17 protein-coding genes are annotated in these 22772 nt (G+C 54.9%); 8 read left to right on the plus strand and 9 right to left on the minus strand.

Going from position 1 to position 22772, the window contains the following annotated elements:
- Window positions 1–240: 240 nt before the first annotated feature.
- Window positions 241–723 (minus strand): division/cell wall cluster transcriptional repressor MraZ, encoded by a 483-nt coding sequence (locus SH421x_RS21355; RefSeq protein ID WP_488852044.1) that lies wholly within the window; start codon window positions 721–723, stop codon window positions 241–243.
- 334 nt (window positions 724–1057) lie between these two features.
- On the opposite strand from SH421x_RS21355, the gene SH421x_RS21360 reads away from it, so the two are divergent.
- The 6 genes from SH421x_RS21360 to SH421x_RS21385 all read left to right on the plus strand — a co-directional run bounded on the left by SH421x_RS21360 (window position 1058) and on the right by SH421x_RS21385 (window position 6396).
- A complete protein-coding gene (locus tag SH421x_RS21360; RefSeq protein WP_488852045.1) occupies window positions 1058–2320 on the plus strand; it encodes a beta-ketoacyl-[acyl-carrier-protein] synthase family protein in 1263 nt (420 codons plus the stop codon).
- 213 nt (window positions 2321–2533) lie between these two features.
- Window positions 2534–3097 (plus strand): type 1 glutamine amidotransferase domain-containing protein, encoded by a 564-nt coding sequence (locus SH421x_RS21365; protein ID WP_488852046.1) that lies wholly within the window; start codon window positions 2534–2536, stop codon window positions 3095–3097.
- 142 nt (window positions 3098–3239) lie between these two features.
- Window positions 3240–3929: a DUF1559 family PulG-like putative transporter gene (locus tag SH421x_RS21370; protein WP_488856472.1), complete on the plus strand. Its 690-nt coding sequence runs from the start codon at window positions 3240–3242 to the stop codon at window positions 3927–3929.
- Window positions 3930–4002: 73 nt separating this feature from the next.
- A complete protein-coding gene (locus SH421x_RS21375; RefSeq protein ID WP_488852047.1) occupies window positions 4003–4434 on the plus strand; it encodes a peptidase associated/transthyretin-like domain-containing protein in 432 nt (143 codons plus the stop codon).
- Between the two features lie 142 nt (window positions 4435–4576).
- Window positions 4577–5047 (plus strand): DoxX family protein, encoded by a 471-nt coding sequence (locus SH421x_RS21380; protein ID WP_488852048.1) that lies wholly within the window; start codon window positions 4577–4579, stop codon window positions 5045–5047.
- A 185-nt stretch (window positions 5048–5232) separates the two neighbouring features.
- Complete coding sequence (locus SH421x_RS21385) at window positions 5233–6396, plus strand: hypothetical protein (RefSeq protein ID WP_488852049.1); 1164 nt, start codon at window positions 5233–5235, stop codon at window positions 6394–6396.
- Window positions 6397–6561: 165 nt separating this feature from the next.
- Here SH421x_RS21385 and SH421x_RS21390 read toward each other — a convergent pair whose 3' ends face one another.
- Window positions 6562–7491, minus strand: a complete 930-nt coding sequence (locus tag SH421x_RS21390) for a DUF1559 family PulG-like putative transporter (RefSeq protein ID WP_488852050.1) — start codon at window positions 7489–7491, stop codon at window positions 6562–6564.
- Between the two features lie 68 nt (window positions 7492–7559).
- Entirely contained in the window at window positions 7560–7994 is a 435-nt protein-coding gene (locus tag SH421x_RS21395) for a carboxypeptidase-like regulatory domain-containing protein (protein WP_488852051.1), read from the minus strand.
- An 815-nt stretch (window positions 7995–8809) separates the two neighbouring features.
- Here SH421x_RS21395 and SH421x_RS21400 point away from each other — a divergent pair.
- Window positions 8810–10603, plus strand: coding sequence for a PQQ-like beta-propeller repeat protein (locus tag SH421x_RS21400; RefSeq protein ID WP_488852052.1), 1794 nt, complete (start codon window positions 8810–8812; stop codon window positions 10601–10603).
- 13 nt (window positions 10604–10616) lie between these two features.
- Here SH421x_RS21400 and SH421x_RS21405 read toward each other — a convergent pair whose 3' ends face one another.
- Window positions 10617–11555: a GGDEF domain-containing protein gene (locus SH421x_RS21405; RefSeq protein ID WP_488852053.1), complete on the minus strand. Its 939-nt coding sequence runs from the start codon at window positions 11553–11555 to the stop codon at window positions 10617–10619.
- 622 nt (window positions 11556–12177) lie between these two features.
- Here SH421x_RS21405 and SH421x_RS21410 point away from each other — a divergent pair.
- The gene (locus SH421x_RS21410) at window positions 12178–13551 is read left to right on the plus strand and encodes a methyl-accepting chemotaxis protein (RefSeq protein WP_488852054.1); all 1374 of its coding nucleotides are present in this window, start codon (window positions 12178–12180) and stop codon (window positions 13549–13551) included.
- A 22-nt stretch (window positions 13552–13573) separates the two neighbouring features.
- Here SH421x_RS21410 and SH421x_RS21415 read toward each other — a convergent pair whose 3' ends face one another.
- The 5 genes from SH421x_RS21415 to SH421x_RS21435 form a co-directional block, all read right to left on the minus strand.
- The gene (locus SH421x_RS21415) at window positions 13574–14272 is read right to left on the minus strand and encodes a 2OG-Fe(II) oxygenase (protein WP_488852055.1); all 699 of its coding nucleotides are present in this window, start codon (window positions 14270–14272) and stop codon (window positions 13574–13576) included.
- An 80-nt stretch (window positions 14273–14352) separates the two neighbouring features.
- Window positions 14353–15780, minus strand: a complete 1428-nt coding sequence (locus SH421x_RS21420) for a DUF1501 domain-containing protein (protein WP_488852056.1) — start codon at window positions 15778–15780, stop codon at window positions 14353–14355.
- Window positions 15781–15784: 4 nt separating this feature from the next.
- On the minus strand, window positions 15785–18919 hold the full coding sequence (locus tag SH421x_RS21425; protein ID WP_488852057.1) for a DUF1553 domain-containing protein: 3135 nt from the start codon (window positions 18917–18919) through the stop codon (window positions 15785–15787).
- Window positions 18920–19026: 107 nt separating this feature from the next.
- Window positions 19027–20370, minus strand: a complete 1344-nt coding sequence (locus SH421x_RS21430; RefSeq protein WP_488852058.1) for a DUF1552 domain-containing protein — start codon at window positions 20368–20370, stop codon at window positions 19027–19029.
- A 17-nt stretch (window positions 20371–20387) separates the two neighbouring features.
- Window positions 20388–22673 (minus strand): DUF1592 domain-containing protein, encoded by a 2286-nt coding sequence (locus SH421x_RS21435; protein ID WP_488852059.1) that lies wholly within the window; start codon window positions 22671–22673, stop codon window positions 20388–20390.
- Window positions 22674–22772 lie beyond the last annotated feature (99 nt).

A 22772-nucleotide genomic window follows, 5' to 3' on the forward strand; every position in this document is an offset into this window, starting at 1 on the left:
CGGATTCAGGATGAAGTGCGCATAGAAAAAGCCGCTGAATCCAGGGGACTAATCTAGATTCAGCGGCCGCTTATCGGTGCAGTATCGACTAAAAGCTCGGCTTCCATGCCGAAATTGCCATCCTTGGATGTGTCTTGCCATCAATCTAAGGTTCGCTGTGGACTAAACAGCATTACTCAGTTGACGCTTAGTCGATAACAATCACCGGGGGTACGTGTGTAAGGTTGCGTGGGATAAGTCTTAGTTGGATAAGCCGTCGAGGAGTCCGCGGAATTCAGGCATCTGCTGCTCTAGGTTCGCCAGCCAAGCGTCAGTTCGCCAAAGTTCGACACATACTGCGGCGCCGACAACCAGCACTTCGCCGCCCGCTTCTACTCCTAAAAATTCGCGAAAACCTTCCGGAATCAGCAACCGCCCTTTGGCCGCCAACTGTACGTTGCGTTGCCTAGTCGATAACAAGCGACCCAGCATCTGCACGTCGGCGATCCGACCTTCTAACCGGCCAGCGTCAATCTTGGCTTTCACCAAGTTGACCCCTGCATCGAGCTTGGCCTTCCAGTGAGTGGAGTTCCACAAACTAAGACAGCCTGGACGCTCTTTGACCAGGATTAGGTCAGCCGAATCGTCGCACAGCGGTTCCGCCAATTCGGTCGGAATCGACAAACGATATCGTTCGTCAATCTTGCGATTAAATTCCCCCAGGATGAAGTCAGCGCTGGCCATATCTGTCGCGGAGATCCCCAACAGTTGTGCGGGCGGAGCCTAAATCCGGTTACGGGCTAATTTCCCACAAGATTGATTAAAGTTTTCCCTCAGTGGGCTCAAATCCCACGTCTGGAAGTGTAGCGGATCTAACCCAATTCGCAAGCGCCACGGGCAAACTTTTCCACAATTTGCGTTGGACCGCGGCTAAGTGGGCCGAAATCCCACATTGCTGTGCTCCCAGAAATTGGTGTGGAGGCAGATCGCGATTTGTCGTACTCTTCGCCCCGCTCCTGCGACCACCGCAATCCAACCGTTTGCCCTGTCCGGAATTCGTTGTCCATTTGGTTACCCTGTGATTTCACATCTCTCTACAGAACCTGTCGTCATTACCGGGATCGGCATGATCACCTCGGTCGGTCAGGATCGTGAGTCAACGTGGCGCGCTATCCAGCGCGGAGAGTGCGGAATCCGTCGAATCACCGGACTGACGCCGATTCCAGACAACATGGTTCTGGGAGCCCCGGTCGATCTACCGAATATGAATCGCGACATCATGAAACCGATGTTGCTAAACAACATTACGGCCGAAGAGGCAATCCTTGATTCAAAAATCGATCTGACCGACGTCGACCTTGAACGCTTTGGCTGCGCCATCAGCGGTCACATGGGAGACGCCGCCGGACGCAGCATCCTGGCTGGACGTCCCGTAAACTGGATCACCTCCGGCGTAAACTGGTGGAATCAGCTTTATCCGAATACTTCATGCGGTGAGATCGCCAATCGGTACGGCTTGATGGGCCCGCGAATTTGTCATTCGACCGCTTGCGCCAGCGGCTTGGTCGACATGATGAGCGCCGTCCGCGCTATTCGTGACAATCAATGCGATATCGCCTTGGTGGGCAGCGGAGAATCAATTGATCCCCTGTTTGCAGCCGGATTTCGCAGCATGCGGGTTCTCTCTGATAGCGAAGACCCCAAAAACTCGTGCCGCCCATTTGATAAACATCGCAACGGCTTTGTCATGGGGGAAGGCTCGGCAATGTTCGTAATCGAACGACTCAGCCATGCCGTAGCACGCGGCGCTAAAATATATGCCGAGATCCTCGGTTGCCGCTGCCTATCCGAAGCCCATCACGTAACGGGTCTCGACATGGAGAGCGTGGCGCTCGAACGATTAATCACTGACACGATGCGGGTCAGTGACCTGACTCCGCGTGACATTGAGTATGTCAATTGCCACGGTACCGGCACCAAACAGAACGACATCAACGAAATCCGCGGCATTCGCGCCGCGTTTGGCATCCAAGCTCAGCGGACCTGCGTCAGCAGCATGAAATCGATGCTGGGACATTTGGTCAACGCGTCAGGTAGCGTTGAACTGGCGATTACTACGCTGGCGCTGCGTGATGGTTTTGTACCGCCAACTTCCAACCTGCGAACCCCTGACCCAGAGTGTGATCTCGATTGCATCCCGCAAGTGGGACGTCATCTCAAGGCGCAGCACGCGATGAAACTTTCGGTTGCGTTTGGCGGGCATTTGGTCGCCGTGGCGATTCGTCGCTGGAACGACGCCGCTTCGGGCTTTGGTTATCCCGAGCTTCGCCGCGCCGCATAAGCCAAAACTCTTGATCGCCGATCGACCAGCATGGGCGAGCAGAAATCGCTGCGCGAAGCTTCTCGCGTTCAAGTTTAGCGACTTACGACTTTTCTACCGGTTGGCATGCTGTCTGCACCTATCCGAAAGGTAGTGCAGAATCACTTTGAACGCGTCGTCGGCACGCTGCCTTGACTGACGCCCCAAAAAAGGCCTATCTCATGGAGAGCCAGCATGTCCGACTCGTTGAAGGGAAAACGAATCGCAATTCTCGCAACCGATGGTTTCGAACAAGTAGAATTGACCCAGCCGATGGCAGTCCTCCGGTCTGCGGGAGCCGATGTCGAATTGATTTCGCCGAACTCCCAAGACATTCAAGGAATGCATCACGATCAGCCGGGAGAGAAGTTCTCAGTCGATCTCACCATCGATCAGGTAGATTCCGGCCGCTATGACGGATTGATCCTCCCAGGCGGAGTCGCCAATCCTGACTCTCTGCGAACCGATCCGCGCTGTGTGGAATTTGTCCGCGAATTTTTTGAACAAGGAAAAATTGTAGCGGCAATCTGTCACGGTCCCTGGCTGTTGATCGAAGCAGATGTCGTTCGCGGGCGTAAGGTTACTTCCTGGCCCAGCTTAAAAACCGATTTAATCAATGCCGGCGCCGAATGGCTCGATCAAGAGTGCGTCACCGATGATGGCTTGATCACCAGTCGTAAGCCAGACGATTTGGCTGCCTTTTGCGGACAATTGATCGAAGAGTTCTCGGCGGAGCATCACACGGGACAGTCGGTGTAGCATCACGTGGCTCATTCCCCAGCGGTGCGTTTGAATATCAACCATGAACCTTTGACCGATACTGCCTGCGTATTCACGCGAGTTTCAAAGGCCTCTCCAATGCATCACGGCGACGCTTAAAGGGCGCGGTAACAAAGATTGGATTGCTAGCGCCCACAAAGCGGGCGCCAACGTCCAGATGACTTGGTTCCGCCGCATTCTGCCTTACATCGAACAAGGCGCAATGTTTGACGCCTACGATGAAAAGACGAACTTCTATTCCGCTGCTCCCAATCGCACGCTCAGTCAAACGTCGATCACGACCATGCGCTGCCCCAGCGATAATGAAGCGGCCCATTTTAATAACGTCGTTCAGTACAACTACGCAGCGAACCTGGGGAATGGACACCTCGACAAGAGCGACGCCCACGGCGTTACGTTCTCTCCAGGACCGTTTGACTTCTCGATCACTTACACCGGTTATGCAACCAAGTTCGCGAAGATCACTGATGGCTTGTCCAACACGATGCTGACAGGGGAGATCCGCGTCGGCGCCAAAGAGGGAGACTATCGCGGCCTACTCCAATACGCCTATCTGACGCTGGTATCAGGTAATCTTCCGCCCAATACCTCGATCCCTGACATCAGCGTTTACTGCGCCAGCACGCCGGATCAACCCTGTACGGCTGGCACAAATTTCGCTTACTTGCTTTCGCTGCGTAGCCGTCATCCAGGCGGCGCTCACTCACTGCAGTGCGATGGCTCGGTTCGTTTTATTAGCAACAATATCGACGTCAATTTGATTCGCGGGCTGAGCACGATATCTGGCCAGGAAGTTTTGTCAGGAAATTAGTCGCAGCCAGATCTCTTTGATCTGAGTCTGCCGACAGTGGCTTGAGTTGCTCTTTTTTTTGCTGGAAACAGATATGACTTTCTCATCGTCACTTCGGTTGATCGCAGTAGTTTGCCTGATGATGACCGGCTGCTTTGGAACGACCAAAGATCCTTTGGGCCGCCAAGCGATCGAAGGGACGATCACTCTCGATGGCCAGCCGCTGGCTACTGGATCAATCGTCTTTATGCCAGAAGAGCAAGGCCCCTTCGTCTCGGGAACGGAAATCCACGACGGCAGCTTCGCGATCTCTTCCGCACAAGGGCTCCCACCTGGTCGCTACAAGGTCTCGATTACGTCGGTTATTCCACTTCCGGCCAGCGGGGCGAACTCCGCCGATGAAATGGCGATGGACTTTCCGACCCAATCGCTTGTGCCGCCAAAATACAACAAGCAAACGAAGTTAATCTCCGAGGTAAGCGGCGAAACGCAAAACGTCTTTGCGTTTGAACTGAAGTCGAAATAGTTCAATGTTGGGACGAGCCAAATTGGCCCCCTCCAATCACCGCGAAGTGGACCTGGATCGAGGCCAGATCGGTACTAGAATCAAGACTCGTTGCCAAATGCAGCGTTGATCCTGATTGACAGCCACTGTGAAGAGCAAGCTTGTGACTCCATCCGCATCCCGCTTTCTTCCGATTGCCGCACTCTTCACTCGTGTGGCGCTCGCAGCTTCGTTCTTTTCGGCGGTTGCGGATCGGTTTGGAATCTGGACCCACCTTGGCTCTCGCGAAGTAGCATGGGGCAACATGGACCGGTTCCTCACCTACACGCAGATGCTACTGTGGTACCTGCCGCCGAACTTCGCGAACATCGCCGGATGGACGGCGACCCTTTTAGAAATCTTGATTGCGGCTGCGCTGCTTTTGGGCATCGCGATTCGACCTGCCGCGATGGCCAGCGGCGGACTACTACTGATCTTTGCGTTAAGCATGACCTTTAGCACCGGCCCCGAAGGGCCGCTTAGTTTCTCGGTATGGACCGCCGCAGCGGCGTCATTGCTGCTTGCTGCGATCGATCCTCCCTGGACAGGTCCTGGACTTCGGCCTGCGTTGACGCGATCCGCCCACGCCAACTAAGATCGCCGCTTGCAGATCCGAATAATCCTTGGCGAAATTCTTCGTTCGATACGCAGTAATATTTTCTTTGCGCACAGGCGTATCTGCCGGCGTCATCGTTTATACTCGCAGGCGTTGTCAAGCTCGGCCGGTGATCAGACCTCGAGCTTATTGCATTCCATCTCTTCTTCACAAATTGAATCGCCATGTCTGAAAAACAAGACGCGATCAGCGCTTGGTGGAGCGCCTTCCAGTCAAAACGCAATGACATTGCTGCGCTGTTCCATCGCGAACAGACATGGAACTTAGAGCAATGGATGTTTGCAAATTTGCAAGCGATTCATCCTCAGCTGATGTGGGAGTTTGGGCCTGCGGTCCACGGCAAGGGACATCGCCTAGTGATCACGCCTGAGTCGCGGCATGAACTTCGTCCGCTGGCGACCGCGATCATTCAAGCGGCGCCGCAAATCGACGGCTGGGAGTTTTACGCATATCGCCAGTCTGAGTCGGTCGAAATGATGCTGCATACCGTCGAGGCTCGTACCGGCGGCGATCTTAGCCAAGCCACCTTTCGCGCTGCGATCGACGAGTTGAACCGAATCACAGTCCAGATTTGCGCTCCTCATTTTGCTGAGCAAGACGAAGCATCGATGCATCAGGCGTTCGTTGCGATGGAATCTTTGGTTGGCGAAGAAGTCCTGAATCGCTGGATCGGTTATATCCTTGCATCACCGCTCGACAGCGAAGAGGCGGATCAGTTTGAACCGCTCGATCATTTGAAACCGGTAGTCAATCAGCTGATCGAACAAATTCAAAGCACGCTGCCTGATCGCCCGCTGTTTGAAATGATTAGCGCCGACGGCGAAGGCTCGGAGAACTTCTTATATGAACTCAAGCCGGAACAGGCCGAGGACTATACGGAACGAGGAGACCTGGCCATCGCTCGCACCGCCTATCAGACCATGTGGATGGCGGCCCATTCGCCGATCATGTTTGACTCGGCGCGCTACTCAAACTGTGGCGAGATTTTTTGCTACGTCAAGGTCGACGGTAGCGGCGAGGACCTTGACGCCTGCCAATTTGGGGACAAAGCCGAAATCGAGGACGCGCTTGATGCGGCGCTTCGCGCGGCTGGTCTCGGTTGCGCAATCGGCGGCGGAACTGGGCTTCGCTACAGCTACATCGATCTCGCAATTATTCACTTGCCCGAGGCGGCCGCGGTCATTACACAGACGCTTCGCGATGGCAAAATTCCCCGTCGCACATGGCTGCACTTCTTTGACACCCATCTGCAAAGTCGCTGGATTGGCATCTGGGATGATACCGAGGAGCCGCCGATCTCGGCTTTTCAAGATGATGCCGAAGAGTAGCGATTTCCCGCAACTCCCACAAAGTAAACATCGCGATCCCAACCGCTCAGGATCTGGTCTCTCGCCTGGCTTACGGTCGGAATGGCTACGGCTGAACCTAGAACGGATAAAAAAAGCCGGCGATGCTTTCATGCACCTCCGGCTTTGAATTTCTAGTAGAACCTCTTAGAACTGACCCAGGACTTCGTTCCCTCGGGTCGTCGAGAAACCTCGCCAATTATCGATCGCGATCGTTTCTGGAATGAAGCGAGTCGAGCCATCGCACAAGACGGCCTGAACGCCGCCTGGGTGCTGACTGCGAGATGCGAACATCCCTGGATTGCTCGATGTGATTACCGTACAAGGCAAGTTAGCTTCGGGCCGATTTTTGCAGAGGGCCGCGTTGTAAATCGGATCAGGCTGCGCTGCGTTGGGGGGAAGATAGGTCTCAAATCCGGCGCCATCGCCCCACCACGTGTAGCCACGCAAGTCAGTCGATGCACCGCTGCCGCCGCCGCGAAGCACTTCGGCTACAAGCAACGTATTCGACGTTCCATCTACAATGTCCCGCAAACCAAAGAAGCGATTCGCCGGGTTCTTAAACGGCTGGATTTGCTGAAACGGAGCGCCGCCAAACGCGACGCCGTTCACCGTTTGCTGCAAATAATCGGTATTCCCGTAGTTCGCCGCATAGTTGTGCATCGTAATTTGTCCTTCATCAATCGCCATCGGATCGGTGGGACAAGTAAATGCGGGGATTTGTACCGTGGTGACATCCAGATTTTCCGCCATTCCGTAGCTGTAAGCAGGATCCTCTTGCGTCTTGTCATAGTTGTCGTACATCGCGTTCAACTCCATGAACGGCATGACCGCCAGCTGCCAAGTACCCCAGCTGGCCCCGTAGTTGCCGGCCGGCAAACTGCGATGCGTATCGTGATAGTTGTGCATCGCCAACCCGATTTGCTTCAGATTATTACTACATTGCATGCGACGAGCCGCTTCTCGAGCCTGCTGAACAGCCGGCAGCAGCAAGGCGATTAGGACGCCGATAATTGCGATTACAACCAGCAGTTCAACCAGTGTGAACCCGCGGGTCATCGACTTCTTCGAAAACATAGAAAGCTCCTGTAAGACTTAATTTGTGCGGTAAAGACATGTTGCAGAACTTGAGACAAACGTCGCGTCTAGGGAATCGAAAACTCGTAGTTGTTTTCTTCGCCAGCGACTACTGCGACTTTTTGCTTGCTACGCGTATTCCAAGCCGCAGGTGCAAGCTCTTTGGCGACTGATCGAGTTTCGCCAGGAATGAAATCAACGGGTATCGGCGCTGACTTCAGGTCGGGACAGCTTATCCGCACGGTGTATTCGCCTGGAGGGAGCCCTTGGTTCGCTTGAATCGTGAATCGTCCATTTTCGATCGATGTTCCACTACTCATCCGATGCGATGACTCCAGCGCTTCAAATGAGATCGAACCGAAACCAACCGGCTCACCATGCAGGGTGACTTCCCCGGATACGGCTTGTCGATTCAATGCATCTTTTTCGGCGTAGCATCCAACTGCCTGCAGTAGGCAGAACAAACCGACGGCGTATCGGTAATGACCAGCAATCTTGCGCATTGAGGAAATTCCTCCGAGAAATCAAAAAATTGACGTAAGAAGACGCATTTCCGATCGCACGGCGTCAATAGCAGCACGATCGTCGAGGGCTGGTGAGTCGAAGGGGGGGAACATCGCTCGCCAGAAACATGCATGAGAGAACTTTAAAATAACAAGGTTCCCCGAAATGTCACGTAATATCATATAAAATTGTCGAACAAAATTCGCAATCACAATCGGCTCCGGGCCAGCCCTGCTAAGCTTGCCAATCGATCCCCATTTCGATAAGCGGTAGGGCTAAAAGCGCCTTCCGCGATTTTCGTTTTTGGGCGTTTTTTAAATCGCGACAAGACGCCACAAATCCTTCACCTGCGAGACCAATTACTCCCTTAGCACATTTGGCATCACTTCTAGGCTCCGGTTGGCATCACGCGATTCGACCTCTATCATTCTGAAAATGAAGCCAGCGAGGTCTCTCATCGGACGCCCACTGGCGATCTCCACCTAAGTTGCTGCTCGTGAGTTTAAGGATGTGCTGACCGCAAGGTCGGGGGGTGATGCCTGATTGGTTCATGCTTTTGCTGATGGAGCAATCTCTCCAGACTCCGGCCAATCCGGCGGCGTCGGTTGGGATAATAGGCCAACTCTCCCCTATCCGCTCAACGGTATCGAAGCCGAAGGCTTAAAAATCCAGACTCGCGATTTCGAATATCACCGCGTCTAGCCAGTTGAGTTGACCGCCTGCAGTCCTACCAAATTCAGCGGACCAGAATTGAAATGCTCCGCAGAATCCCCATCGCTGCTTTCTTTTCTTCTCTTTGCCAGGATTGGTTACGATGAGCACAGAATCGAGCGAAACGATCGCAGCCCCCAGCCCCAAAAAACCACGATCCCAATCGCTTCGGATCTGGCCTCCCATCCTGCTCTTAGCGGGGATGGTCGTGCTGCGATTTCTACCGCGCATGCTGGAGGATGGCCCGCCGATGCTTTGGATGTCGGCAGCGTTTGGTCCGGCTCTTTGCGGTATCGCGATCCTGCTGTGGTGGCTGATTGCTAGTCGCGCCGCATGGTACGAACGCGTGACCGGTTTGGTCGGGATCATCGCAGCCTTGATGGCGACACTCGTCAGTGTGGATAAGTCGATGTTGGGACCAGGGACGCTCACCATCACGCTTCCGATGGGCATGGCTGGCTTTGCATTGGCGGCGATCGCTTGCTCCCAGATGCTCTCGTTTCGCCGCACAATCATTGCAATCATTATCGCGACTGTTGGCTTTGGATTCTCGACATTGCTGCGTAGCTCCGGCATGTGGGGAAATTTCGAGATGACCGTCGCGTGGCGGTGGACGCCAACCAATCAGGAAAGACTGCTGGCGCAACAAAATAAAGCCGAGCCGGCCGATTTCGTCGAGACCAACATGCAACAGGCGCTTGCCGATCCTGCGTGGCCAGGATTTCGCGGGCCGCAGCGCAATGCTCGTCAACATGGCCCCAAGATCGACAGCGACTGGAACTCAAACCCGCCGGAACTGCTGTGGAAAATTGTCGTCGGTCCTGGTTGGTCGTCGTTTGCGGTCGCGGGAGATTTCCTCTTCACCCAAGAGCAACGCGGCGACAACGAGGCGGTTGTCTGTTACTCCGCTGACACCGGCCGAGAAATCTGGAAGCAGGAAATCAAGGCCCGCATTGAAGATCCGCTTGGCGGGCCTGGACCACGGGCAACACCAACTTTGGCAGGCGACGCGTTGTACGCGATGGGCTCAACTGGCTATTTGATGCGCCTGGACGCTGCGACCGGCGACATCCTCTGGCAGCAAGATCTCCGAAAGTTGGCTGAGCGAGAAACGCCGATGTGGGGTTTTTCGTCGTCGCCGCTGGTTGTTGACTCGCTGGTGGTGATCTACGCCGGCGCTCCCGGCGACAAGGGATTACTCGCACTGGATGCCGAAACAGGCAAGATCCGTTGGTCCGCGCCGTCTGGCGCGCAATCCTACAGTTCTCCGCAGTTGGCGACGATTGCCGGCGAGTCGCTGATTATGATGCTGACCAATACCGGAATCGATCTGATCGAGCCGACGACCGGAAGCATACGACTCAATTACGAGTGGCCTTACGAAGGCTACCGCGCGGTTCAGCCAGAAGTAGTCGACGCCAACACGATCTTGGTTCCAACCGGATTAGGCGCCGGCACGCGCTCGCTGCGGATTAACAAAACCGGCGAGCAGATTACGGCCGAAGAGCAATGGACATCACGCAACATGAAGCCCGACTTCAACGACATGGTCGTCCATCAGGGCAACGCGTATGGATTTGATGTGGCGATATTCGGCAGCATTAACCTAGAGACCGGCGATCGCAACTGGAAGGGAGGGCGTTACGGCAAAGGACAAGTACTGTTGCTTGCCGATAGCGACTTGCTGCTGGTTATCAGCGAAGAGGGTGAAGTGGTGCTGCTCAAAGCCGATCCAAATGAGCGGATCGAACTGGCGAAACTGCCCGCATTGGAAGGCAAGACCTGGAACCATCCCGTCGTCGTCGGCAATCGCCTGTACGTTCGTAATTCGCAAGAAGCGGCTTGCTATCGATTACCGTTGGTTAATAAGGACAATCCAGCGAAACCAGCGCCGTAAAGGTCCGGCAAACTTAAGTTGCCAAGGCCGGGGTGACTACAGCGGAAATAATTGTGCCGTCATGCGCCATACAGCGATCGCGGCCATTATTCTTGGCGACATACAACGCTTCGTCGGCTCGGTTTAGCAGCGAACGAAGGTCGTCGCCGGGGCGAACTTCCGCTACTCCTCCACTCATCGTCAAACGCAGTTCGTCCTGAATCCTAGCGCCGCACATCTCACCGATCTTGGCCCGCACGCGATGCGAAACCATCAGCGCTTCGGCCAACTGAGTCGCGACAAAAATGACCGCAAATTCTTCTCCCCCCAATCGCGTCACCATGTCGGTAGCACGCAATTCGTTATCAAGACTATCGGCAACGACTCGCAAGGTCTTGTCCCCGATGTCATGGCCCCACTGATCGTTGATACGTTTGAAATGGTCAATGTCAAAGATCGTCAAACAGAACGGGACATCCAGTCGTTGATACTCGTGAATCCGGCGGTTCGCTTCTCGTTCAAACGCGCGGCGATTTCCGATGCTGGTTAGTGCGTCAGTCATCGCTTGCGACTGGGCTGTCAGCAGATGTTGCTGGCGCGTAATCGAGTGACGAATCGTACGCGTCAATTGTGGCCCGCGAAGATGCTGCTTCGAGAGGTATTCTTGGGCGCCATGACGAATCGCTTCGAGAGCTTCCCCCTCATCATCATCGGACGTTAGCACAATGACCGTCGCCGACGGAGCGGCCTCACGCAGGCGAGTGACATTGGCCAATCCACTACTATCCGGAAGCCCCATGTCGACAATCAGTACGTCGTAGCAATGATCGTGCACAGCCGTGATCGCATCGCTGAGCGTAGCGACGCGATCGACTGACATCCTTAGTTCCGAACAACTTTCGAGATGGTACTGAATAGTCAGTGCGTCGGAAGAATGGTCTTCGACTAATAACACTCGAACGAGTTCATTCATGAGATTTGCCTTGGCAGAGCGACTGCGTTCGTTTTGTAGAGCGCGATCCTGGGTGATCAAAATTTACGCTGTAGCGGAGAGGCGTTTCGAATATTTACGGATTTATACGGGATTCGGAGATAAAGAATGAACTATCTTCGCTAAAAACGTTGCAACCCCAGGGTGGCGGAGCATTGATAGGCCTGGATCGCTTACCAATTTCGATCTCAGCACCTGACAACCGCGATAATCCTTGCAATCCTTCCTAGCGCAACGATTCCCTGTTTCGTCCCTTCGCCGTGCAACTCTCCCCTATCTCCCAGTAGTGCAATTGCAGACGAATTAAACCGACTCCGCTCCCCCCCACGCGATCCCACTTATTGCTGCAATTGGTGGCAATAGACTTCTGTATGGATAAAGGCATCCGTAAATCATCCCGCTGAGAATAAGCCTGATCTTCGTCACGCTGCTGACAATCCTCTTCCACTCTCTCCGTTTACCACGGGTCACCGCAGCGCAAGGAAAAAAATCCCGCAACCGCCAAAAAGCGATCCAATTTTGTTGAGCTGATCGATTTTTTTAATGCCGATCAGCTCAAATCGGATTTCCCTAGCAACCCATTTTTGCACAGAGTGAGATTTTCATGGCACTTCGAGGACTAAGCCGAGTCGTCTCTTGGTTCACGCTTGGTGGAAAAAACGACGCGACAGAACGGCCTGCCGATCCACAAGCGTTAAGGAACTCACTGCAAGTGCTTGATGCGATCAATCGCTCCAATGCGACGATTGAATTTTCGATGGACGGAAAAATCTTGACCGCGAACGACAACTTCTTAAACACGCTGGGCTATACCCTAGAGGAAGTCGTGGGTCGCCATCATTCGATGTTCGTCGACAAGGACTTCGCCGCGAGTCCGCAATACGTCGAATTTTGGCGATCGCTCAATGCTGGAAAATTCCAGTCCGAAAGGTTCATGCGACTGGGGAAAGGGAATCGCGAAGTCTACATCCAAGCAACTTACAATCCGGTTCTCGATGAAAACGGCATCCCACAGAAGATTGTCAAATACGCGATTGACGTGACCGAACAGGTCCGTGTAGAGAAAGAAGCGTTCCGTTTGATGTCAATGGTCGAGAACTTGCCGACAAATTTGATTTTCGCGGACAGCGATTTTGTCATCCGCTACCTCAACCCGGCTTCTATCTCGGCGCTGAAAGCGATCGAAAATCTATTGCCCATCCCGGTCAACAAGGTGATTGGCAGCAGCATTGACATCTTTCATAAAAATCCCGAACACCAACGGCGCATACTGGCCGATCAGAGCAAATTCCCCATTCGAGCACAAATCCCATTGGGAACTGAAATTCTTGATCTTGAGGTTCGCGACATTCGTGATCGCAACAATCAACGGACCGGAGTCATGGCGACCTGGATCGTCTGCACCGAGCATGTAGCCATTCGTCGCCAAGTCGGAAACCTGGGTCAAGTTGGCAACACGGTGGCGGCAAACGTCAACGACATGGCGGCCGCCATGCGAGAGATCAGCGGAAATGTGAATCGAACGGCCAGCCTGGCGAGAACCGCTGAGGAACAATCTCAATCAACTAACATCTATATCAACCAGCTTGAAGAATGCAGTGCACAAATTGATGATGTAGTGACTCTGATCCGTGAATTGGCGGATCAGACAAATCTACTCGCTCTCAATGCGACAATCGAGGCAGCGCGAGCTGGAGAAGCAGGACGAAGTTTCGCCGTCGTCGCGTCCGAAGTCAAATCGTTGGCGACAGAAACTCGCAGCGCCACAGAAACTATTGCACAACGCGTTAGTGGAATCCGCATGAACATCGGTCAGGTGGTGACAGCGACCAACGAAATCTCAAAGAGCATCATCGAAGTTAGTCAAAACAGCAATGCCGTCGCCGCTGCAATCGAAGAACAATCGACGATAATCAGCGGCATGAAATCGACGTCCGCAGACCTCGTGAACCTGAGCACCGAACTGCAAAAATTGTAAATCGGATGCTTGGAAAATCGGGCTACTCCGCATCATGCAGGATGATTCCCAACGTATGGCGTCGTCCCGATCGTAAGCGACTGACGCCGTGACGCATGTTCACCCGATAATAGCCGCGTGTTCCCTTTACCGGACGCTCGCGCACGGGGAAGATGACTGCTTGTCCTTGCTGCAACGGAACGACTTCGACGCGCGACTGCATCCGTGCGCGTTGCTCGGTCAATACAAACTCGCCCCCGCTGAAATCGACGCTCGGGCGGTTCAACAAAATCGCAATCTGCAAGGGAAAGAAGTGCGCGCCGTAGACGTCTTGATGCAAGCAGTTAAAGTCATCCGCGTCATAGCGCAACAGTAGCGGCGTCGGCTTCGACTGGCCTGCCTGATGACATCGATCTAAGAACTGGGAGTGAGTCTCCGGAAATCGTTCGTCCAATTTCAATGCGGCATTCCAACGATTGGCGATCGCGGCTAGGCCTGGATAAAGCGTGCTGCGAAGTTCGGCAATCGGCGTGGGCAACGGGTAGTCGAAGTACTTATACTGCCCGCGGCCATAGCCATGATGCTCCATGATTACATGCTTGCGAAAGAGCGATTGCTCTTCAAACAATGCAATCTGGGCGGCGCACTCAGCAGGCGAAAACAGATCGACGATTGCACAGCCGAACAAATCGAGTTCATCACCGATCCGCCGCCAATCAAGTTGCTGTTTTGTAGCAGCCATCGCCAGCCCACCGTCGTACTAAATTTCTTTGTAGTTTCCGCAGTCCAGCCCCAATCCGCAGGCACGGCCTGCCCTGCTTTTTATCGCAAGATATTCTGCACTATATTGCCGGCAATATCGGTTAACCGAAAATCACGACCTTGGTAGCGATAGGTCAAATCGAGGTGATCGACGCCCAGTTGATGCAGGATGGTCGCATTCAGATCGTGGATATGGACTGGATTCTCTACGACGTTGTAGCCAAACTCGTCGGTTTTTCCGTATTGAATCCCTGCTCGCACGCCGCCTCCGGCCATCCAGATGGTGAAGCAGCGAGGATGATGATCGCGGCCATAATCATCGACGGTTAACTCTCCCTGGCAATAGGCGGTCCGGCCGAACTCTCCCCCCCATACAACCAGCGTATCTTCCAGCAATCCCCGAGCCTTTAAGTCAATTACTAGTGCCGCCGATGCTTGATCGACATCGCGACATTGTCGCGATAGATCACGCGGCAGATGCAGATGCTGATCCCAACCGCGATGGTAAAGCTGAATAAAACGGACGTCCCGCTCCGCCAGGCGGCGAGCCAGCAAACAGTTGGCCGCAAAGGTGCCAGGCGTCCGCGCGTCGTCTCCATACAAGGCGAAGGTTGACTCGGGTTCATCCCGAAAATCGACCAACTCTGGCGCCGAAGCCTGCATGCGATAAGCGAGTTCATATTGAGAGATGCGAGCCTCGATTTCCGGATCAGGAATCGTTTTTGCTTCCAAGCGATTCAACTCGGCGACCGCTGCGATCATTTGGCGCCGGGATTGTCGTGAGACGCCAGCGGGATTGCCCAAGTACAGGATTGGATCTCCCGAGCCGCGGAACTTGACCCCTTGTTGCTCAGCCGGCAGAAAGGCGCTTCCCCACAGTTTGTCGGCTAACGGTTGCTGGTTTCCCAAACTGCTGCCTCGCGAGATCAAGACGACAAACGCTGGCAAATCGCCGTTTTCGCTTCCCAGACCATAGCTGACCCAGGCTCCCAGACTTGGGCGACCTGGCTGCTGCGTCCCGGTCTGCAACAGCGTCATCGCCGGATCGTGATTGATTGCTTCGGTGTGGAGCGAGTGAATAAAGCAAACGTCGTCGGCGATCTTGGCTGTATGCGGCAAGACCGAGCTCAGCCAGGCGCCGCTTTCTCCATATTGCGAGAATGAAAACTTGCTAGGCGTCAGCGGAAACGTGGTTTGATCGGCAGTCATGCCGGTTAGACGTTGCCCGGCGCGGATCGACTCGGGTAATTCTTCCCCTTGCCGTTCTGCCAACAACGGCTTGTAGTCAAATAGGTCATGCTGAGAAGGAGCGCCCGACTGACAGAGATAAATGACCCGCTTCGCCTTGGCGAAAGAGTGACGCTTGGCGGCCTGCAGCGGCGTTTCCGCTAATGAAACCAGCGCCGCTGCGCCCAGCGCCGAACCGGCCTGGCCCAAAAACAATCGGCGGCTGAGCAGATTAGCGAGTTGTTGTTGCGGGTGGTGCATCGTTTTAGTTGGCGTGGATCGCCTCGTCGAGGTTCATAATCGTACTGACCACCATGGTCATCGCAGCATGCGCAGCGATGGGCAAATTGGCAGCCGGCGATTCGCCAATCGCCAGCAATTCTTTCGCCGCAGCGGCGTGTGCGTCGTAGTGCGCCAGTTGCGATTGATACAACTGCCGCAGCAACTGCAATTCTTTTGACGTCGGTCGGCGTGAGATCACTTCGATAAACGTGGTCGAGATTTGCGGATCAAGATTGTCGTTGGCTTGCATCGACTTAGCGGCTAACACGCGCGCCGCCTCAACAAACGTCGGATCATTCATCAGTACCAGCGCCTGTTGAGGCGTGTTGGTCTGACTGCGGAACAGCGTGCAGATCTCACGGTTCGGCGCGTCAAAGACAGCTAGATTGGCAGGAGGAGACGAGCGTTTCCAAAACGTATAAAGACTGCGGCGGTACAAGCGATCACCGTGATCTTGCACGTAGCGCTGCGCGGTAAAGTCGCGACCATAGGATATTGCCTCCCATAGCCCAGGCGGTTGATATGGACGGACGCTGGGCCCACCTAACTCTTCGTTCAATAGCCCACTCGCCGCGAGAACCGCGTCGCGGACTTCTTCTGCAGCGAGACGTAGCCGCGGCCCACGCGCGAGCCATTGGTTGGCTGGATCTGCTTGCCACTTGTCCGCCGAAACGGCGGAGGTTTGCTGGTAGGTCGACGACATCACAATTTGCTTGAGCAGTCGCTTCACGTTCCAACCGCTGTCGCGAAAATCTGCCGCCAAATAATCAAGCAACTCGGGGTGCGTCGGCGGTTCGCTTCGCAGCCCAAAATCTTCCGGCGTTGCGACCAGTGGTAAACCAAACAGCATTTGCCAATAACGGTTCACTGCAACACGCGCTGTCAGCGGCTGACGCTCATCGACCAGCCACTCCGCCAACGCTAACCGATCAGACTCGGCGCCAATCGGAAGTGGTGGCAAACAACTTAAAACGCCCGGCGTTACGGCTTCGCCTGGCAGGTCATATCGTCCACGCTGCAAAACATGGGCAGGCCGGCGATCTTTGCGCTCGCGCATCACCATCGTTTCGGGAAAACTCTCGACCAACCGGCGTCGCTGTCGAGCAAGCGATTCGCGCTGCTCAACTTGGCGCGCGTAACTCTTATCCGTCTTGCGCAAGAAATAGTCGAGCAACGTTTTTTGCTCTACTTCGCTGCGATCGGCGACCGGCTGAGCAAGAATCTCGCCGATCGGGTTCCCCCCGCCCAGACGTTGCGTTTCGAGCGGATCGAGCGCTCGATTGTAAATCCGCACGTCATCCAGCAAGCCCCGAAAACCAACCGAGTCCCCAGCACTCGCGATCTGCAACGTGGTGACTTGGAAAGGCTCGTCGTCGACTTCCATCGTCTCCAGTTGCTTGCGGAGTGAAAGCGGGAGCGCCGCCCCGTCGCGATAAAGTGCAACACTCTTGCCTTCGACCACCAACGTCACCTGCTGCCACAGATTTTTGGTGATGACGTCCGCTGTGTGCAGAAGTCGCTCAGGCGATTCGTAAACTAGTTCGCCATGTTCAAGCAATAGCGTAAAGTCAGGATGCGCCAGCAAAACCGTCCGGCTGGACGTGGTAGGATAAATCCAAAGCCCTACCGAAAACGAATCTTCCAACGGGATCGGGTTGCTAGGCGTGACCAGCGTCCGTCCATCGCACAGCAGCGCTTGAGCAAACTTACCAGGCAAAAAGATCGCTTCCTCATCCTGCCCACGATCGATTTGCACTAGATCGCTCTCTGAATCCAAAGTAAAGCGGGCCAGACTATCGGCAGGCGGCTGCGAACTGGCGTTGCCCTGCTCCGCGGTTGTCTCCCAAGCGGCCAGCGCCGCGGTGGCCCGGTTCTGCGTGCTGGCCAACGCCCAGTCGAGCGCGTCGATTTGCTCATCCAGTTGCGCCAACTGTTGTCGCTGTTGCTTGGTCGGACTGATCAGCAGCGGCGCAGCGTTGCCGCGGCGGCCATCCAGACCCAGCTCATCCACATTGTTAAAGAAGGCGTAAAACTGGTAATAATCGCGCTGCGATATCGGATCGTACTTGTGATCGTGACATTCGGCGCAAGCCAGTGTGAGACCGAGCCAGACGGTTGCGGTCGTGTTGGTTCGGTCAGCGGCGTAAAAGTGCAAGTATTCTGCTGGGATGGCCCCCATCTCGTCGTTGATCGGATGATTGCGATTGAAACCAGTCGCCGTGATCTGATCGATGCTCGCGTCAGGCAACAGGTCGCCGGCAAGTTGCTCGATCGTAAATTGGTCAAACGGCATGTTCGCGTTGTAGGCGTCGATCACCCAATCACGCCACCGCCACATTTCGCGATAGCTGTCAATGTTGAACCCATGCGTGTCGGCGTAACGAGCCAGATCAAGCCAATGTCGAGCCATCTGCTCTCCGTAACGCGGCGACGCGAGCAACCGATCGACAACTCGCTCATAGGCTCTCGGCTGATCATCGGCGAGAAAGCATTTAATTTCGTCGGCTGACGGCGGCAGACCTGTGAGGGCGAACGTAACGCGACGCAGCAGCATCTCGCGATCGGCCGCTTGAGCTGGAGAGAATTTATGCTCACCCCACTTTGCTGCGACCAAGCGATCAATCGGCAAGTCGCTCCAACCTGGGTAAGCGGCAGGCAGCGCCGGTTTGGTGATCGGCTCGAACGCCCAATGCCCGCTCCATGGGGCGCCGGTATCAATCCAACGTTTGAGGGTCGCAATCTGATCAAGTGTTAGCCGATCGCCGTGCTCAGGCGGCGGCATTTGGACTTCAGGATCGCTTGAGACCAGACGCCGATAGAGTTCGCTACCGGTTGCATCGCCTGGCTGGACGATCGCCGCCTGATCACCACGGCGCTCAAAGAATGCCGCCGGCCGATCTAGTCGCAGATCGGCCTGCCGCTGCTTTTGATCAGGCCCGTGACAGGCGAAACAGTGTTGCGTCAGGATCGGCAGGACCTGGGTAGCAAAGTCAGGGCGCAGCACATCTGGACTGTCGGCCAGGACACAGTTGGTCCCGCACGCCGAAAGGGCAAGGCAGACAAGCTGAAAGAGCGACCACTTCAACGGCAAACGCACATTTGAGGGAAAGCATTTCATGTTCAGCTTCTATCATATCGCCCTGCCGCCGAAGGCAAATGCGCAAAAAACAGGGCGCGACCCATGTCGCGCCCTGTTGTGCGGATTTTGCGGAACGAATGTGCCGATTAGCCGAGATTGGTCAGTTTACCGGTCGAATCGCCAAAGCGATCGGTTTTGGCGCCCATGATTTCGAGCATCGACACATAGAGATTGGTCAGCGGGGTATTGTCGTCGTACTTCAGGTGACGATCCGGCTTGATCGCTCCGCCGCCGCGGCCTGCCATGATGATTGGCAAGTCGTCGTGGTTGTGTCGATCGCCGTCGCCGATCCCGCTGCCGTACATCACCATGCAGTTGTCCAGCAGGGTGCCGTCTCCCTCGCGAACCTTCTGCAGTTCCTTGACGAAGTAGGCGTATTGTTCGACATGGAAGGCGTCGATTTTGGCAATCTTTTCAAGCTTCTCTTTGTTGCGCCCGTGATGCGAGATCGAGTGGTGACCGTCGCTGACGCCGATGTTGTTGTAGGTGCGATTGCTGCCGGCGTTGGTGAACATAAAGGTCGAAACCCGAGTCATGTCGGTCCGGAACGCCAGAACCATCATGTCCATCATCAGGCGGACATGTTCGCTGTAATCGGCCGGAACCCCTGCCGGACGCGGATAGTCCGGCACATCGACCTCAACGCCATCCAGCTTGATCGACTGCTGTACGCGACGTTCGATCTCGCGTACCGCATACAGATATTCGTCAAGCTTGCGCTGGTCCGACTTCCCTAGCTTTTGATTCAAACGCTGGGCGTCATCCATCACAAAGTCAAGAATGCTCTTCTTCCGCTTGTGACGCAGCGCGCGGCTCTCGGCCGACTCTTTACCATTCTCGTTGCCGAACAAACGATCGAACGCCGCCTGGGGGTTGATCTCTTTGCCGACATGCGAGGTCGAGTTGCGCCAAGCCATGTTGGACGTGTAAACGCAGCTATAGCCAGAGTCGCACTTGCCGGCCTGAGCGCTCGGTTCGCAACCGAGTTCTAATGACGGAAATTTGGTGGCGAATCCAACGCGCGACGCGGCGAATTGGTCGACCGAGACGTCATTACTAATATCGGCGCCGTCGGTCTTCTTCGGATGAGAACCGGTTAAAAACGATGCGACGCTGCGAGCATGATCGCCGCCTCCGTCTCCTAGCGCAAACGCACCGCGAAGCGTCAGTCCAGAGAACGCCGTCATCTCGGACTTGACGTCTTTCAACGACGACAAGGTCGGAGAAAGCTGCCAATTAGCGCCTTCGCCTTGGGGACGCCATTGCTCGACGTTGACTCCGTTGGGAACGTACAAGAAGGCCATCCGCACAGGCGGCTTCCCAGTCGACGCAGCCGCCGAAGCGATCGGCGCCATCTGATCCAGCCAGGGCAACGCGATCGCGGCGCCAAAGCCACGAAGCAGCGTACGACGAGAAATGCTACTGTTCATCTCGGACTCCCTATCCGTTAATTCGTGCGGCGCTTTTGGAAAGGATCGCTATGAACGATCGCTTTCACCAGCGCGGAGAAACGGTAATCGTTACGTTCCAATTCAGCTTGAATCGAATCGACCGCACACATGTCGTAGTACTCGACACCGCGGCCCAAAGCGTAGGTCAGCATCTTCTCTGCAAACGTGCGAACAAATTCGTCGCGGTGATCCTTGAGGATAACCTCGCGCAGCCCTTTGGCGCCTTCAAATTGTATCCCGCCAGGCAACTCTCCCTTGGCGTCAATTTTTTGACCTTCATCTTTTTCTCGAAAAGCCCCAACCGCGTCAAAGTTTTCCAAAGAGAACCCAATCGGATCCATCCGCTTGTGGCAAGACGCACAGGCCGGGTTCGCCATATGCTGGGCCATCCGCTGGCGGAGGGTTCCGGTCAACTCTTTTTGCCCCTCTAACGTCGGCACATCGGCCGGAGGATCCGGCGGCGGCGTTCCCAGTAGGTTTTCTAACACCCATTTACCCCGTTTGACTGGCGAAGTACGGGTCGGGTTGGAGGTGACCGTTAAAATGCTGGCCTGCGTCAAAATTCCGCCGCGACCTTTGTCGCTCAATGACACTTTCCGGAATTCATCCCCTTTGATGTCTTTGATGCCGTAATGCTTGGCGAGCGATTCGTTGATGTAGGTGTAGTCGGCGCCGATCAAATCCAAAATGCTGCGGTCTTCGCGTACGATCGAGTCAAAAAAGAGCTCGGTCTCGCGACGCATCTCCAAGGCCAACTGCGGCGTGAACGAGCGAAACTGGCGTCGATCGGGTTTCGCCGATTCTAAGTTGCGCAGTTGCAGCCATTGACCGGCGAAGTTTTCGACCAGAGCCGAACTTTTCGGCGACTTCATCATCCGAGCAACTTGTTGATCCAACTGCGATCGCAATTTGCCTTCGTAGGCCAGCGTTAACAACTCTTGATCGGGTGCGCTGCTCCACAGGAAGTAAGACAACCGCGAAGCCAACTCATATTCTGTAAGCTCGCGAACCGGCTGTTTGCTTTCATCCATTTCGACCCGATACAAAAAGTTGGGCGAGCAAAGGATGGCGATCACGCCATCGCGGATCGATTCTTCAAACTTGGCGCCGCCTGACTGCGAGTTGCTGACCAGCAGGTACAAGCGATTCACTTCGTCCGCCGTAGCAGGACGACGATAGGCGCGGGATGCGAAACGGGTCAAAATGCGCCGCGTCGCCGCTTCGGCCGTGACCCCCTCTTCCCCTGGATAAGCGATAAAAATCGCCCGATGCGACTCGGGATAATCTGTCGGCTTCACGTCTGGCGGTCCAACCAGCTTGACGCTGGTGACCATCAGATTACGATCGCGCCGCTGCGGATTGGGATTGTCGGGATCGTAGAAATCGTTGGTAAACGAGATCTCCACATGATGCTTCCCTTTGCTCAGCCGCTTGGTGATCTCGTAGCTCTTTTCTTTGCCGCGCTGCGCGTCGACCGCAATGTCTTTGCTGACGTCGTCAAATTTGACGTGCATATTGGGGAGCTGATCGCCGGCTTGCGTGCCAAAAGCACGAATCGAAAGCTTGTATTCGCCAGGCGTCGCGACTTCAAAATCAGTCTTCGCCACATTGTGCGAAGCAAAGCTAATACGATCGTCGCTCTTCGACCCATCTTTCAGTTTGAAATCATTCAGCCGATCGGTTTTGATCAGGCTCGCCGGTTCGGTCACAATTGCTTTATTAGCTATCGTCTCGGCGGCATCGTAATACTTTTCCAGCAGCAACGGCGAGAGCGAAAGAACATCGCCAATGTTGTCAAAGCCGTAGCCGACATCATCTGCCGGAAACTCTTCGGACGCTTTAAACTCTATCCCCAATAGATCGCGAATCGTGTTCTCGTACTCAACACGGTTCAAACGCCGGATCGTCTCGCGACCTGGATCAATCGGACCATCGCACGAGTAGTCAGCCAGCGCGTCACGGATCCACTGCAGCGTTTGGGCCAATTCTTCGGCCGAAGGCTGCGCTTCTTCTTTAGGAGGCATCGTGCCTGAGGCCAGCAGATCAAGCGTCTTTTGCCAGCTTTTGCGACCAGTGGTCATCACCTGCTCGGCCGTGTTAAACGAAGCCAGATCGACCCCTGACTCGGCGAAATCACCAGAATGGCAATCGGCACAATACTTCGTTAAAAACGGTTTGACTTGCTGATCAAATTTCGCCTGATGACGTGCAGGCTCGGCCAACAGCGACGAAACAGCCGCTAGCATGAGCGCAATCGACAATAGCAGCGAAGAAAATCGCAAGGGGCAGAATCCAATTAAAAGGCGGGAATCAGGCGAGGAAGCTTAAGAGAAGCCGCAGGCAGGAAGGATTTGGCTTGACTCAACAACTGATTATACAAA

This window comes from Blastopirellula sp. SH421, assembly GCF_057808535.1.

Bases quoted from the DNA above. Each gene is read 5' to 3' on its own strand.
- SH421x_RS21420 (WP_488852056.1), bottom strand. From the start codon at position 15,780: ATGCACCACCCGCAACAACAACTCGCTAATCTGCTCAGCCGCCGATTG.
- SH421x_RS21365 (WP_488852046.1), top strand. From the start codon at position 2,534: ATGTCCGACTCGTTGAAGGGAAAACGAATCGCAATTCTCGCAACCGAT.
- SH421x_RS21400 (WP_488852052.1), top strand. From the start codon at position 8,810: ATGAGCACAGAATCGAGCGAAACGATCGCAGCCCCCAGCCCCAAAAAA.
- SH421x_RS21395 (WP_488852051.1), bottom strand. From the start codon at position 7,994: ATGCGCAAGATTGCTGGTCATTACCGATACGCCGTCGGTTTGTTCTGC.
- SH421x_RS21425 (WP_488852057.1), bottom strand. From the start codon at position 18,919: ATGAAATGCTTTCCCTCAAATGTGCGTTTGCCGTTGAAGTGGTCGCTC.
- SH421x_RS21385 (WP_488852049.1), top strand. From the start codon at position 5,233: ATGTCTGAAAAACAAGACGCGATCAGCGCTTGGTGGAGCGCCTTCCAG.
- SH421x_RS21405 (WP_488852053.1), bottom strand. From the start codon at position 11,555: ATGAATGAACTCGTTCGAGTGTTATTAGTCGAAGACCATTCTTCCGAC.
- SH421x_RS21415 (WP_488852055.1), bottom strand. From the start codon at position 14,272: ATGGCTGCTACAAAACAGCAACTTGATTGGCGGCGGATCGGTGATGAA.
- SH421x_RS21355 (WP_488852044.1), bottom strand. From the start codon at position 723: ATGGCCAGCGCTGACTTCATCCTGGGGGAATTTAATCGCAAGATTGAC.
- SH421x_RS21410 (WP_488852054.1), top strand. From the start codon at position 12,178: ATGGCACTTCGAGGACTAAGCCGAGTCGTCTCTTGGTTCACGCTTGGT.
- SH421x_RS21375 (WP_488852047.1), top strand. From the start codon at position 4,003: ATGACTTTCTCATCGTCACTTCGGTTGATCGCAGTAGTTTGCCTGATG.
- SH421x_RS21390 (WP_488852050.1), bottom strand. From the start codon at position 7,491: ATGTTTTCGAAGAAGTCGATGACCCGCGGGTTCACACTGGTTGAACTG.
- SH421x_RS21430 (WP_488852058.1), bottom strand. From the start codon at position 20,370: ATGAACAGTAGCATTTCTCGTCGTACGCTGCTTCGTGGCTTTGGCGCC.